Here is a 14,455-nt window from a genome sequence, read left to right as displayed (position 1 = left end):
CCGACGCCTGCCCGCTCTGGGCAGGGGCGGGATCCACCCCAACCGTCCCCTTCCCAGAACCGTTCCAGGCTTTCAGCGCCTCCCAGGCTCGCCCTCAACTGCCCCGCTCAAAAGGTCGATGATCCGGCATGATGACCTTCATGGCGGACGAAATGGACCTACGGGCGGCAGCGGCGGCATTCGACCGGAGCAGCGTGCCGGACAGCGCGACAGCCGCCGAGGACGAACGCAAGCAGGTGCTCTCTCAGTTCCCCCTGGAGGAGTGGCCGACACTGCCCCTGTCGCGCTACGCCCTGGGGCAGGCGGCCGAGTCCGGGAGCGGACCGACGTACTGCAGGCTGATGGAGTTCGGTACCCCGAACCTCGGCAGCATCAAGGGCGGCAGCGCGGCGAAGCACATCATGTACCACCACAACTCCGGCGAGTGGCGGGTGGCCGCGCCGCTGCGCGGGATGGAACCGCAGGAGGCGTGGGAGGAGCTGCGCGGGCAGTTCGTGCGGGCCTTCGAGACCGTGTCCGCAGCGGACTTCGAGGCCGTGGACGACCTTGAGGCGCTGCGGTTCGGTCCGACGCTGGTGACCAAGTTCCTGGCCACCTACTTCCCCGAGCACTTCCTGCCCATCTACGCCGGCGAGCACCTGCGTCGATTTGTCGCTCTGCTGGGCGGCTCCTCGCAGCCCGACGCGCCGGCCTGGCGCAACAACCGAAGGCTGCTGGAACTCGTCCGCGCGAAGCCGGAGTTCGACGGCTGGAGCGGACAGGAAATCATGCACTTCCTGTACGCGAAGTTCGATCCCCGTCCGCAGCAGCGCGCCGTCTGGAAGATCGCCCCCGGTGAACGAGGACGGCTGTGGGAAGAGTGCCGTGACGGCGGGGTGATCCGCGTCGGGTGGGACGACCTCGGCGACCTCGGCCAATACCAGAGCGATACCGAGCTGAAGCAGGCGCTCGACGCGTATTGGCCGCGCAGCAGCGGGGGCAGCCTGACGCTCGCCCGGCGACTGCTGGCGTTCCGGGACCTGGAGGCGGGGGACCGGATCGTGGCCAACCGTGGAATGGACGAGGTTCTGGCCACCGGGACCGTCAGCGGGAGTTACCGCTTCGACGCCGACCACTCCGAGTACCAGCACGTCGTCCCGGTGTCCTGGGACGTCTCCCACGCGCGGAAGCTGTCGAAGCCCCAGCACGGCTGGCGGTCCACGTTCGCCAAGGTGCAGCCGACGCTCTTCGCCAGGATCACCGCGGGCCTCGCGGATATGGGCGTGGAGTCGACGGAGTCGTACACCGGCGGCCCCGTCACGCTGCCCGAGGATGTCGCAGGCGTACTGGAGGCGCTGGAGCGCAAGGGGCAGGTGATCCTGCACGGACCTCCAGGCACCGGAAAGACCCGGCTCGCACTCGGCGCTGCCCTCGCCCTCGCCGGTCGGGCGGACGCGCTCAACTCCACGCCGGACCAGCGGGCCGCGGCCCAGGCAGAGACGCTGCGGGACGGCCGCATCCACATGGTGACCTTCCATCCGTCCTACGGCTACGAGGACTTCGTGGAGGGCTTCAAGCCGGACCTGAGCGCCACCGGCCCCGGGCTGACCCTGGCGCTCACCGACGGTGTGTTCCACACCCTGTGTGCCCAGGCCATCGCACGCCCGGACGAGACCTTCCTGCTGATCATCGACGAGATCAATCGGGGCGATCTGCCGCGCATCTTTGGCGAATTGGTCACCCTGCTCGAACTCGACAAGCGCGGCCTGCCCCTCGCGCTGTCCGTCAGCAGGCGCACCTTCTCGGTGCCGCCGAACGTGCGGATCATCGGGACCATGAACACGGCGGACCGCAGCATCAGCCATCTGGACGCCGCCGTACGCCGCCGCTTCGCCTTCCTCCCGGTCAGCCCCGACCCGGACGCCGTGTCCGGCACCGTCGGCCCCCTGGACCTGGCACAGTTCTTCGAGTCCCTCAACACCCGCATCGCCCGTCACCTCGACGCCGACCACCAGATAGGGCACGCCTACCTGCTGCGCAACGGCGAGCCGATCGCCACCGAGGAGGACCTGGCCGCCGCCTTCCACCACGAGGTGATCCCGCTCCTGGAGGACTACTGCCTCGGCCGCGCCGACCTGCTGCACCGCATCCTCGGCAGCCTCGTCGACGCGGACACCGGACGCCCCGCGCTGATGCCGCCGCAGGACCTCGCCGCCGCACTGGCGACCGAGTTCACCAGCGGCACGCCGGGCCCCGATGCCTGACCGCACCGAGGTCCGGCTCGCGGAGTACGGATCCGCACTGCTCCGGGCCGACCAGCTCACACCCCGGGACGTCGAGCGGCTGCGCGCCCTCCAGACGCGCGGCAGCCTCGGCCTGGACCAGGCCCCGTCCGGATGGCGGCTCAAGGCCGACGCGACCGTCGGCATCCTGGTGCTCGACCGCATCCGCCTGGTGATCGAGTCCAAGTTCGCCATCCCGGGCGAGCAGCTCATGCGCTGGCTCGCCTACGCCCTCGGCGCGCCGGCGCCGCTCCCGGCGACGGCACGGCGCTGGGCCACCGGCCCGGAAGGCTACGCCGACCTTGTGGCGGCGGCCCTGCTGGAGCAGTGCGAGCAATTGGTCCGGGAAGGGCTGCGCCGGGACTACGTACGCCGCCAGAGCCTGCAACCGGTCCTGCGCGGACGCCTGGACATCGCGGCACAAGTGTTCCGGCGCTACGGGCAGCTCGATCAACTGCACGTCCGCACCTTCGACCGGGAGGCGGACATCGACGACAACCGCGTCCTGGGAACCGCGCTGCGGGTGGCCCGCACCCTGGCCACACAACCCGACCTGGCCCGCGACCTTCACACCATCGCCGACGCTTTCCCGCAGACCCCGACTCCCGACGCCGCCCTGCGCTCCCTGGACCGCACCCGGTACACACGCCTGAACGCCCGCTACCGCGCAGCGCACACCTGGGCCCGCATGCTCCTGTGTGGCGGCGGTGTGACCGACCTCCTCACCGACGACGGCATGACGGCGGACGGCCTCCTGCTGGCCATGCCCGCCCTCTGGGAAGCCGTCGTCCGACGTCTGGCCACCGAGGCCGCCGCCCCGCACGGCGGGCACGCCGTCCCCAGCGGCGGTGCGACAGGCATTACCGTCCGGGGCGACCTCGGCAGCACCTCGACCTTCCGGCCCGACGTGCTGCTCAGCCTTCCGGGGCGTGCCCCGTCCGCGCGCACTCTGCTTCCGGTGGACGCCAAGTACAAGCGCTACGACCGCTATGGCGTCGGCGCGGGCGACGTCCACCAACTCCTCACCTACGGTGCCGGCTACACCCCGAGCGCCGACCCGCGTGCAGTGATCGTCCACCCGTGTTCCGGTGGCCACTCCCACCGGACCCTCCAGGTCAGTGGACCGCGGGGTGCACTCGGAAGCATCCACGTCCTCGGTGTCGACACACACGCGTCCCCGCACCAGGCGGCCCTGTGGGTCAGGTCGGCACTGCCCTGGGCCGACCGGTGACCGCCGCCCGCCCACGTAGGCCGAGGCGCTGGGTCCCCCGTCGCTCACAGGCTGGGAGTGCCCGAGCACTTGAAGCCTTGCAAGCCCGCGAAGCGCACCGCGCTCGGTTCAGCCTCCGTCCCACAGGCGATACCACGTGCCGACATCAGGGAGCTATGGCCAGTGGCGGCCCAACGAGGAGAGCCGCCTCGGTGATCGCCTGGCCGAGCTGGTGGACGGAGAGTCCGGCGCCGACACCCGGGATCGAGTGCGGACAGGCTTTGGCTCGAGGCCGTTGGTGAGGCGGCCGATGACGTCGGCGCCCGGGTCGCCGCTCTTGCGGCTGGCGACGCCTGATCGCGCCCCTCGCCTTCGTGTGCTGTTGTGCTCGGCCGGGATCAGGTTCGGCGTGTTGGGCGGAGGGGTTTGAGCATGTCCTGCGGTTTCTGAGCGGTAGCGAGACGGGAGGATGCGCGGGCCCCCTCCGCTCAGGCCGCGGTCTCGTAGAGCCCACCGCCGAAGCCGTCCGTGTGACGGCGATGCAAGGTGCTTGGCAGAGCGGGTCACGAGGCGGTCTGCCATTGCCGGTCGCAAGTGGGTGGAGAGCCAACCCATTTTCAGCCTTCTTCGCCCAGGTTGAGCACTGGTTCGGGCGAAGCCATCCGGCTGTGGTCGGGACGAGCCGATGCGCCGGGATCGATGGGATGGTGGCGCGATGCCGTCCCGGGCGGGGGTCTGACTCGTGAGATCTATGACCGCGTGTCCAGTCACGGACCTGTCGGCTGCCGTTGCGGGATGCTGCCTGCCACCGAGCCACAGGGCGTGTCCCAATAGGGGCCTTGCCGAGTTCAGGCGCCATCACGGTTCAGACCGCCCGAGCAGGCCGGTGCCATCCACCCAGCACGCCACCACGCGGGAGGCGAACCATCATGACGACCAGACAGCGCAGCACCTCCTCGAGCACGGATCCGCCCGTTCGGCGCGAGGTCGTCCTGGGCGTGGACACGCACGGCGAGGTGCATGTTGCCGCCGTGATCTCCCCGCTCGGGAAGATCCTGGGAACGGAGTCCTTTCCCGCGACGGCGGCCGGCTATCGGCAGCTGCTCGTGTGGGCCCGCAAGCTGGGTACGGTGCGCCGGGCCGGTGTGGAGGGCACGGGCACCTTCGGCGCGGGCCTGTCCCGCTACCTGCTGGCGCAGCAGGTCGAGGTCTACGAAGTGAACCGGCCCGACCGCTCAGCCCGCCGGCTGCTGGGGAAGTCGGACCCGCTCGACGCTCAGGCCGCCGCGCGGGCCGTGCTCAGTGGCCGCGCCCGGGCCCGGGCCAAGTCCGGCGACGGTCCGGTGCACAGTGCCCGGTTGTTCAAGCTCGCCAAGGACTCCGCGGTCAAGGCCCGCACCCAGGCGATCAACCAGCTCAAAGCCGTTCTGGTCATTGCCGACCCCGCCCTACGGGAACAGCTGTCCAGCCTGGGCAATCGCGAGCTGTTCCGAACCTGCGCACGCCTCGGCCTACCCGGCGGCGGGGGAGACGAGGACGCGGTGACTCACGCCACCCACCTGACGTTGCGCATGCTCGCCGAGCGCATTGAGCAGCTCACCGGGCAGATCGATGAGCTGAACCAGCGCCTGACTCGGCTCGTCGGATACCACGCTCCACAACTGCTCGAACCGGTGGGCATCGGCCCGGACAGCGCCGTTACCCTGCTGATCACCATGGGGGACAATCCTGAGCGGCTGAACACCGAGGCGTCCTTTGCTGCCCTTTGCGGAGTCAGTCCCATCGAGTACTCCTCCGGTCGGCGGCGCACGCGCCGTCTCAACCACGGCGGCGACCGCCAGGCGAACGCGGCCCTCCACCGCATCGTGTTCACCCGCCTGCGCCACGACCCGCGCACCCAGGCGTACTACGAACGCCGCACCCAGGAGGGCAAGACCCGGCGCGAGATCATCCGATGCCTCAAGCGATATGCCGCCCGAGAGGTCTTCAACCTGGTCAGAACGGTACCCGGCGTTCCCCCGTTATAGGGGCGTCCGTGAGAGCGGGCGAGCCGCGAAGCTCCACCGGGAGCCATCGCGACGGGGGCTCTTCCCGGAGTCGTGGGACGACGAAGCCTCACCGGAGCGATCCGGTGAGGCTTCGTCGTGTAGTCATCTGCGTCGGCGTGCACGATGCGGTTGGCGCGTCATGCAGTCCGTGTCTCTGCGACGCTTTCGCTGGCACGCTTGTTTGCAATCGCACACATTGGGTGGGGTCCGTAACCCAGAAGCCTGATCAGAACGTCCTGTATGGCCACTCCGCGGAGAGAAGCGCGGTGGGGCGCCCGAAAAAGCCTGACGGGCCTCTGTGCTCTGGAAGTCCGTGACAGATGAGGCCCCCGTCGGATGGTTCCGGCGGGGCCCCTGTCTTCTGTACTGGCCTGCAGGGCGGTGGATGGCGGGGCTTACTCCGTCCCTGTTTGCAGTTCTGTGCTGGCAAGCAATCGTGGCAATAGCTGAAGGTCAAGGGGCTTCTTCGGTGTGGATGCACCCTGGCTCGCTCCTTGTGAGTGGCGCGGCGTGGCCGCCTGAGCGTGAGGGCGTGGCGAGCTGAACGGCCGGTGGTTCGACGCGGCGGCCTGATGTCGGACGAACGGCGTGCAGGTGCTGAACGCTGACGCTTGTGACCGGACCGATGTCGGTAGGGCGCCGTACTCCTGGAAGGGCGAGGTGCGGTGCGGTGCTCGGGTATTTGTTCGAAAAGATTGCCAGTAAGGGCGCAGAGTTTGTGATGTATCTAGCTCTCACCTGCTGATTTCTTCCCCGAGGCCGTCGTGGCATGTGCTGCCGCTTACCGAGCCGGCCTCCGTTGTCAGTGGTGGCCTCTACGGTTCCTAATGGCCGACGCGAAATGCCCGTGTCGGCTTGCGCGAGCGTGGGCGCCGACAGAGCCTGCGGATTCGCTGAGGGCGGGGGATGTCGTCATCCGCAGGGGTCGTGAGAGAGCAGGACGCATGGAATTGGACTACGACCGGTTGGTTGCGTTGCGCAAGCAGAGCGCAGCGTGGCGGCTGCTGACGGCCAACAATGCGGCGTTGATGCTGAGCTTCCTCAACAAGGTGTTCGTCGAGCAGGGGGCGCGCTCGGTTGCTGGTGTGGAACTTGTCGAGCGGCTGGATGACGAGTTGTTCGCGCTCAATGAGCGGCTGGGGCACGGGACGTTTCCCCAGTCCGCCAAGGCGTATCTGGACGACTGGGCGGCGCCGGGGAACGGCTGGCTGCGCAAGTATTACCCGCCGGATTCGGACGAGCCGCACTATGACGCCACGGCCGCGGTCGAGAAGGCCATCTCGTGGATCAGGTCACTTGAGGAGCGTTCGTTCGTCGGTACGGAGTCGCGCCTGAATACGATCTTCGATCTCTTGCGGCAGATGACGTTCGGGACGGAAACCGATCCGGAGGCGCGGCTGGCTGAACTCGCGCGGCGCCGTCACGAAATCGACCTGGAGATCGAGCGAGTTGAGGCCGGAGAGGTGGACGTTCTGGACAGCGCGGCGCTGCGGGACCGATATCAGCAGGTGACCGATACGGCGCATGGGCTTCTGGCCGACTTCCGTGAGGTCGAGGCGAATTTCCGGGATCTGGACCGCGATCTGCGCAGCAAGATCGCGGCTTGGGACGGGGCCAAGGGCGAACTGCTGGATGAGGTGCTGGGCAGCCGCGAGAGCATCGCGGAGTCGGACCAGGGCCGGACCTTCCAGGCGTTCTACGACTTCCTGCTCGCGCCGAGCCGTCAGGACGAGCTCAAGACGCTGCTTGCCGAGGTCGAGGCGATGGAGGCCATCGACGAACCCGATCCGCGCATGCGACGCATGCCCCGGGACTGGCTGGAGGCCGCCGAGCGCACCCAGGCCACCGTGCGACAGCTGTCGGATCAGCTACGACGATTCCTCGATGACCAGGTGCGCTCGGAAGACCGCCGTGTCCTGGAGCTGGTACGCGCGATCGAGACCCAGGCACTGGCGCTGCGAGACGTGCCGGGCGTGGATCTGGTCGCCGAGATCGACGCAGCGACCCCGGCCATCGCTCTGCCGATGGAACGGCCGCTGTATACGCCGCTGGTCAAGACACCGATCGACAGCACCAGCATCGAAGCGGGGGACGAGGAGTTCGCCGCCGACGCGCTGTTCGAGGCGGTCTACGTCGATCCCGCCCGGCTTACGGCAGCCGTCCACGACGCCCTCGGCGCGCGCACGCAGGTGTCCTTGGCCGAGACTCTGCGTGAGCACCCCCTGGAGCAGGGGCTCGCCGAACTGGTCGCCTACTTCGCGCTGCCCGACGACGGGTTCGCCACGGTCTTCGACGACCACCGCCAAGAAGAGATCACGTGGATCGGCGAGGACGACGTCCAGCAGGTCGCCACCGTGCCCGTCGTTACCTTCGCCCGCATCAACCCCGGCATCGCCTGGGCCACCGACCAGAAGAAGGAGGGGCGATGACGACGCCTTCCACTTCCGCCCCACAGCCGTACACCCTCTCCTTGCCGGTCAACCAGCTGCTGAAGGGTCCGGTCTTCCGTGACCAGCACGAGCGGGCCTGGGACGCGCTGGTGCACCTGAGTGCTCGGGTGAAGGACTACGTCGAGGTCATGGGGCTGCGCGTGGTGATCGACGAAATGGAGGGCTACGCCTTCCTGCAGTCGATGCCCGACGACGAGGACGCTGTCCGGGACCCTCGCATGGCGCCGCCGCGGTTGATTCCGCGCCGTTCACTGTCCTACCCCGTCAGCCTGCTGATCGTGCTGCTGCGCAAGCGGCTCGCGGAGTTCGACGCCGGCGCCGACGGCACCCGCCTCATGATCACCCGGGACGAGATCGTCGAGATGATCCGCACGTTCCTCCCGGCCGGCAGTAACGAGGCGCGCCTGGTCGACCAGATCGATGGCCACATCAACAAGATGGTGGAACTGCAGTTCCTGCGCCGCGCCCGAGGACAGGAGCAGTTGTTCGAGGTGCAGCGGATCATCAAAGCCTTCGTCGACGGACAGTGGCTCGCCGACTTCGAGACCAACCTGGCCCAGTACGCAGCCTCCCACATCGTTCAGGAGAAGACGCAGTGATCCCCGTTCAGTCTGGCCCTGCCGACCCGCCCATTCCCGCCACCTTCGCCGCGGCCGGGTTTCGGCTGGAGCGCATGGAGGTCTACAACTGGGGCACGTTCGACAAGCACGTGTGGTCGTTCGGCCTCGCCGGCGCCAACGCGCTGCTGACCGGGGACATCGGTTCCGGCAAGTCCACCTTGGTGGACGCGATCACCACCTTGTTCATGCCCGCCCGCAAGATCGCCTACAACCGGGCTGCCGGAGCGGAGAGCGGCGAGCGCAGCCTGCGTTCCTATGTGCTGGGCCACTACAAGTCCGAACGCAACGAAGAGACCGGAGCCACCAAGCCGGTGGCGCTGCGCAAGCCCGGCAGCTACTCGGTCATCCTGGGCGTGTTCCACAACGCCGCGCTGGAATTGACCGTCACGGTGGGCCAGGTGTTCTGGCTGCCCGACGCCAACGCCACCAGCCCCGAACGGCTGTTCCTGGTCGCGGATCGGGCCCTGTCCGTGGCCGGTGACTTCGCGGACTTCGGCACCGAAGTGCGAGCCCTGAAGAAGCGCCTCGAAGCTAGCGATGTCCGTGTCCACAAGTCGTTCCCGCCCTACAGCAAGGACCTACGGCGCCGGATGGGCATCGAGTCCGAGCAGGCCCTGGAGCTCTTCCACCAGACGGTGTCGATGAAGTCGGTGGGCAGCCTGGACGACTTCGTACGCAGCCACATGCTCGAGCCGTTCGATGCGGCCGCGATGACCGACAACATCGTCAGCCACTTCGACGCCCTGACCACCACCTACAACTCCGTGCAGCGGGCCCGAGCCCAGATCGAAGCCCTCACCCCGCTGCTCGCGGACTGCGACACCTACGAGGGCCTGGCCGCCCGGATCGAGGAAGCCGATGCCGAGCAGGCTGCGCTGCGGTACTTCATGGCCGCGCGTACGGCGGTTCTCCACGAGGCAGAACGCGCCGAGCTGGAACGGTCGCTGATGCGTCTGGAGGGTGAGAAGAAGGCTGCCCATGAGGAGCTGGAGCGGCTGCGCGGCCAGGAACGCCGGTGGGAACTTGAGCGTGAGGGCCTGGGCGGCGGGCGCCTTGGCGAACTGGAACGCCAGATCGAGGAGGCGGAGCGGCTGCGCATCGCGCGCGAAAGGCTCGCCCGCCACCACGCCCACCTGCTGGAACAGGCCGGACTGGCTCCGGCCAGTGATCAGGCCCAGTTCACCGACCGCCTTGAGGAGATCTCCCGGGCCCAACACGACGTCGCCGCGGACAAGAAGGAGACGCGAGCGGCCCTGGAGAAGCTCGCCGTTCAGGCCGATCGCCTTCACCAGCAGGCCCAGGACATCAATGAGGACCTGGTCAGCCTGCGTTCCCGCCGCAGCAACATCCCCCGCAAACAGCTTCAGGTTCGCACCCTCCTGTGCCAGGAACTCGGCATCGAAGAGAGCACGCTGCCCTTCGTCGGCGAACTCATCCAGGTCCGCGACGAAGAACAGACCTGGGCGGGCGCCGCCGAGCGGCTGCTGCGCGGCTTCGCACTGTCCCTCGTCGTCCCCCAAGGCCAGTACGCCCGCGTCTCCGAGTGGATCAACGACCACCACCTGGGCACGAAGCTGGTGTACTTCCGCGTCCCCAACCACACCCCGGCCCGGCGCACCCAGCCGGCCCCTTCGACCGCGTTGTTCACCAAGCTCGAAATCCGCGGCGACTCGCCCTTCGCCGAGTGGCTGGCCGGCGAACTTGAACGCCGGGCCTCGCACACCTGCGTGGCCACCATGGACGACTTCCGGCAGGCCGAACTCGCCATGACTGCACAGGGATTGATCAAGGGGACGCGGGGCCGCCACGAGAAGAACGACACCACCCGCATAGACGACCGCAGCACCTACGTGCTCGGCTGGACGAACCAGGCAAAGATCGACGCCCTCCTGGACCAAGCCAGCAAAGTCCATGCAGCCCAGTGCGAGACGGCCGACACGAAACGCAGCCTGGAAGCCGCCCACGAGGATGCCATCAGCCGCGATAAGGTCCTCGACCGGCTGGCGGCCATGGGGGAGTTCAGCGAGATCGACTGGCCTTCCGTCGTGCGGCACATTGCCGAGCTGACCGAGGAGAAGCAGCGCCTGCAGGCCGACTCCAAGGACCTGAACGAACTCACCCGCCAACTGGACAAGATCGCCGCTGAGATCAAGCAGCAGGAAGCGGCCTACGCGAGCGCGACCGAGAGCTGGGGCCGCATCGACGGGGAACGGGACGCCGCCGAACGCGCCTGCGACGAAGCACGCGTCATCCTCGCCGAGCCGGCCGCCACCGACGCCCAGGCCCACTTCCCCGCCCTCGAACAACGCCTGAACGAAGCCCGACTCACCTGCGCCACCGCCAAGGAGTGCGCCCGCGCCGAGACCCGGCTGCGTGAGGAGGGGACGGCGCGAAAGAACCGGTGGAGCAAGGAGCAGACCCGCCTCGCCCAGGCGATCGCCTCCCAGATGCGCACCTTCCGCACCGACTACCCGGCCGAGACCAACGAGCTTGACGACTCCGTCGCCTCCGCCGCCGGCTACCGCGCCCTGCACCGCCAGCTCGTCGCCGACGACCTGCCGCGCTTCGAAGAGCAGTTCCGCACCTACCTGAAGACCAACGTCATCCGCGAAATCGCTGGATTCCACGCGCAGTTGAATAACTGGGCCGATGAGATCGGCGAACGGATCACCACCATCAACGAGTCGCTGGCCGACATCGACTACAACCCGGGCCGCTACATCATGCTCCAGCCCGAGAAGACCCCCAACACCGAGATCCGCGACTTCACCGCCGAACTGCGCGCCTGCACCGACGACGTCCTCTCGGGTGACGACTCCGACCTGTACTCGGAAGAGAAGTTCCACCAGGTCCAGCGCCTGATCGAACGCTTCAAGGGCCGCGAAGGCCACACGGATGCCGACCGAGCCTGGACCAGGCGCGTCACCGACGTGCGCTACTGGTTCGTCTTCAGCGCCAGCGAACGCCGCCGCGAGGACGACAGTGAGTACGAGGTGTACTCCGACTCCGGCGGCAAGTCCGGCGGGCAGAAGGAGAAACTCGCCTACACCATCCTGGCAGCCTCCCTCGCCTACCAGTTCAAGCTCGACACCACCGCCAACAGGAGCCGCACCTTCCGTTTCGTGGTCATCGACGAAGCCTTCGGCCGCGGCTCCGAGGAATCCGCCCGCTTCGCCCTGGACCTCTTCAAGCGCCTGGGCCTGCAGCTCCTCATCGTCACCCCGCTGCAGAAGATCCACGTCATCGAGCCGTACGTGTCCGCCGTCGGCTTCGTCGACAACCCCACTGGACACCACTCCCGCCTGCGCACCCTGACCATCGCCCAGTACCGCCGAGAACGCCTCGCCCATGCCCTGGCCGCCGGACAGCCCGCCACCGGACAGGACCACTGACATGGCGGCCACCTCCACCCCCACCTGGACCACGCCCCGCGACGTCGCCGCCCGCCTGCGCAAACGCTGGGAGCGCGGCGAGTTCCTCAGCCAGCTCGCCGACGGTACGGACTTCGACCCACTCGCCATCCCCCTGCGCGGTCCGAAGGCCGGCGACATCACCCAGCACTACGACGACGTCCTCGCATGGGCCACCTCATGGGCCCCCGACAAACACCGGCACCTGCGCATCGAGTACCGGAAGCTCGGCGGACGCCTAGCCGGCGTGAACAACGCCCCCGCCCGGGCCTGGATCGACCACCGCGACGACCTGTTCCAACTCCTCGGCGTCACCAACACGGTCACCCGCTACACGTCCCTCCTGGCCGCCGCCCGCGAGAGCCTGCCCCCTCTGGCCGCGTGGATGGCCGAGCACCCGATGAAGGTCGTCCAGCGGGATGCCGACTGGCCCCGCCTCCAGGCCACGGTCCGGTGGATCACCGACTACCGCGGCCCGACCGTCTACCTGCGCCAGCTCGACGTGCCCGGCGTTGACACCAAGTTCATCGAACACCACCGTGCCATCCTGACGACCCTGCTGGAGCACTGCCTGCCCGAGAACCGCATCAACTCCGAGGTCGTGCGCACCGACTTCGCCGCCCGCTTCCGCTTCCTGCGCAAGCCCGTCTACCTGCGGTTTCGGCTCCTCGACGGCGCGTCAGTGGCCGGCTTTCGCGAGCTCACGGTCCGCGCGGACGAGTTCACCGCGTCACCGCCCGGCATCACGACTGTGTACGTCGTCGAGAACGAGACCACCTACCTCGCTTTCCCCGACCAACCTCACAGCATGGTGATCCACGGCGGAGGCTACGCCGTCACCCAACTAGCTACTCTGACTTGGCTGCACGGCACACGCCTCGTCTACTGGGGCGACCTGGACACCCACGGCTTCGCCATCCTCGACCGGCTGCGCCGGGCCTTCCCGCACACACGGTCCATCCTGATGAATCGGGATGTTCTCCTGGAGCACCGAGGTCAGTGGGTGAAGGAGGACACCCCCACCCACCAGCACCTCGGCACGCTCTCACCGGACGAAGCCGATGCCTACGACATCCTGGTGTCCGGAGAGTTCGGCTCCAAGGTGCGACTCGAACAAGAACGCGTGCGGTTTCACCTACTCGAAGAAGCCCTCAACGAGCTCCGCTGAGGACTGCGCACAACACAGTTGGCCAGCCGGTGCTGGCGAAGGGCACTTGCAACGAGCCTTGGTGAGCAACTCCTGGTGCCTGACGAGCGCCGTAGCGCGAAGGAGGTCACGGAACGAGTCGGCCACCTTGCCACGGGTCTTCAGCGCGTGACAGTTCGGGCACAGAGCGATCATGGCCCTGGGAAGGTCGTCGCCACCCTTGGCGTGATCGTCTATGTGATCCACTTCCAGCAGGTAGGAGCCGTTGCGACCGAGGGCCGAGGTGTAGCGGGGATCAGGACATCGCGGGTTCTCGCAAGCCCCCTGGCTCCGCTCGAGCACCGCATGGCGGGAGGCTGCGATGCGGCTTAGCCGCTGACCACCTTGGGACCTGGGACGGTGGCTCTTACCGTCCCGCACGGCGCGCTCCGCCCGGGCATTCAGCTCCGCGTAGCGGAGGGCCGGATCTGCCATACGGCGCAGTAGAGCAGCAGTCATTCGGCATCGGGAGAGCGCGTCGGCAGCCGATTCCTCGACCGGTAGCGCGAAGTGTCCCTCCGCCGCATCCCAGTCGTTGTCGAACTCACCGTGGCGCAGGCGTGCACACTCCCAGCGGCTGCGCTCCAACTGCGCAAGAGTGTCCGCCGTGCCCGGCCACAGCGCCCCGTGGGGGAGCCCATCCCCGAGCCAGGCGTACTCCAGCGCCGCGTAGATCGCGGCGTACTGGAGGCTGCGTCCGTAGATGACGACGCGCTTGCCTTGGATCCGCCGCAGCAGCGTGTCAGCCACCTCGCGGAAACGGGGCGCGGATTCGAGTACCGCGAGGCCGCCCTTGTCGAGTCGGAGCCGCTCCAGGTAAGTCGTATCCCAGCCAGGGTTGATGAATTGATGCCATCTCTTGCGGCCGCTCGTCGAGGTGAGTGCTATCTCGTAGGGCACTGCCCGCTCCAGAGGCGGGGTGGCCGGAGCAGGTGAACCGATGGCGCTGACTGCCAGAATGACCGTGCTGGGGTCGTCGAGGACATCTTGTGCCCAACGGATCGCCTCACGGCGCACTGCTTGGGCTTCGTCGGCGTTAGGGTGCGCCGAGAACGGCACGGCCGTGTCTGCGCGGTAGACAGGCGACGGCGGGTACACGGTCTCGTCCCATCCCGGCGTCGTACGCCCGGTGCCCGTAAGCACCCCCGGGACGGCAACCAGTTGTGGGGGCCCGAGCACGTAGGCGTCAGGACGGAACAGGTTCGACGGGCGCAGGGGCCTTCCCCCGCGAAGGTGGACACGCGTTGGGGTGGTTATGCGGCCAGCGTGA

The 14,455-nt window shown here is 68.0% G+C and carries 8 protein-coding genes; 7 read left to right on the top strand and 1 reads right to left on the bottom strand.

All coding sequences use genetic code 11. The annotated features are described in order from the left end of the window. Window positions 1-140 precede the first annotated feature (140 nt). The 7 genes from ACFSL4_RS34635 (at window position 141) to ACFSL4_RS34605 (ending at window position 13,167) form a co-directional block, all read left to right on the top strand. The gene (locus tag ACFSL4_RS34635; RefSeq protein WP_381091746.1) at window positions 141-2,243 is read left to right on the top strand and encodes an AAA family ATPase; all 2,103 of its coding nucleotides are present in this window, start codon (window positions 141-143) and stop codon (window positions 2,241-2,243) included. After that, on the top strand, window positions 2,236-3,492 hold the full coding sequence (locus ACFSL4_RS34630) for an McrC family protein (protein WP_381091744.1): 1,257 nt from the start codon (window positions 2,236-2,238) through the stop codon (window positions 3,490-3,492). Before ACFSL4_RS34635 ends, ACFSL4_RS34630 begins: the two co-directional genes overlap by 8 nt. A 908-nt stretch (window positions 3,493-4,400) precedes the next feature. After that, window positions 4,401-5,498 (top strand): IS110 family RNA-guided transposase, encoded by a 1,098-nt coding sequence (locus ACFSL4_RS34625; protein ID WP_465269773.1) that lies wholly within the window; start codon window positions 4,401-4,403, stop codon window positions 5,496-5,498. A gap of 965 nt (window positions 5,499-6,463) precedes the next feature. Beyond that, on the top strand, window positions 6,464-7,948 hold the full coding sequence (locus tag ACFSL4_RS34620; protein WP_381091740.1) for a DUF3375 domain-containing protein: 1,485 nt from the start codon (window positions 6,464-6,466) through the stop codon (window positions 7,946-7,948). Then, window positions 7,945-8,568: a DUF4194 domain-containing protein gene (locus ACFSL4_RS34615; RefSeq protein WP_061915718.1), complete on the top strand. Its 624-nt coding sequence runs from the start codon at window positions 7,945-7,947 to the stop codon at window positions 8,566-8,568. Before ACFSL4_RS34620 ends, ACFSL4_RS34615 begins: the two co-directional genes overlap by 4 nt. After that, the gene (locus ACFSL4_RS34610) at window positions 8,565-11,981 is read left to right on the top strand and encodes an ATP-binding protein (protein WP_381091738.1); all 3,417 of its coding nucleotides are present in this window, start codon (window positions 8,565-8,567) and stop codon (window positions 11,979-11,981) included. Before ACFSL4_RS34615 ends, ACFSL4_RS34610 begins: the two co-directional genes overlap by 4 nt. 1 nt (window position 11,982) lies before the next feature. Continuing rightward, window positions 11,983-13,167 (top strand): Wadjet anti-phage system protein JetD domain-containing protein, encoded by a 1,185-nt coding sequence (locus ACFSL4_RS34605; RefSeq protein WP_381091735.1) that lies wholly within the window; start codon window positions 11,983-11,985, stop codon window positions 13,165-13,167. Here the strand turns inward: ACFSL4_RS34605 and ACFSL4_RS34600 are convergent. Then, window positions 13,135-14,455, bottom strand: a 1,321-nt coding sequence (locus ACFSL4_RS34600; protein WP_381091733.1) for an HNH endonuclease, incomplete at its 5' end; no start/stop codon positions are given. The two genes, ACFSL4_RS34605 and ACFSL4_RS34600, sit on opposite strands and share 33 nt — an antisense overlap.

The organism is Streptomyces caeni, from assembly GCF_042678285.1.
GTDB lineage: Bacteria > Actinomycetota > Actinomycetes > Streptomycetales > Streptomycetaceae > Streptomyces > Streptomyces caeni.
This window is presented reverse-complemented; position numbering and strand designations above follow the sequence as displayed.

What these genes read in the sequence shown, in the direction of transcription:
- ACFSL4_RS34630 (WP_381091744.1), top strand. Translation starts at nt 2,236, where the DNA reads ATGCCTGACCGCACCGAGGTCCGGCTCGCGGAGTACGGATCCGCACTG.
- ACFSL4_RS34635 (WP_381091746.1), top strand. Translation starts at nt 141, where the DNA reads ATGGCGGACGAAATGGACCTACGGGCGGCAGCGGCGGCATTCGACCGG.
- ACFSL4_RS34605 (WP_381091735.1), top strand. Translation starts at nt 11,983, where the DNA reads ATGGCGGCCACCTCCACCCCCACCTGGACCACGCCCCGCGACGTCGCC.
- ACFSL4_RS34620 (WP_381091740.1), top strand. Translation starts at nt 6,464, where the DNA reads ATGGAATTGGACTACGACCGGTTGGTTGCGTTGCGCAAGCAGAGCGCA.
- ACFSL4_RS34625 (WP_465269773.1), top strand. Translation starts at nt 4,401, where the DNA reads ATGACGACCAGACAGCGCAGCACCTCCTCGAGCACGGATCCGCCCGTT.
- ACFSL4_RS34615 (WP_061915718.1), top strand. Translation starts at nt 7,945, where the DNA reads ATGACGACGCCTTCCACTTCCGCCCCACAGCCGTACACCCTCTCCTTG.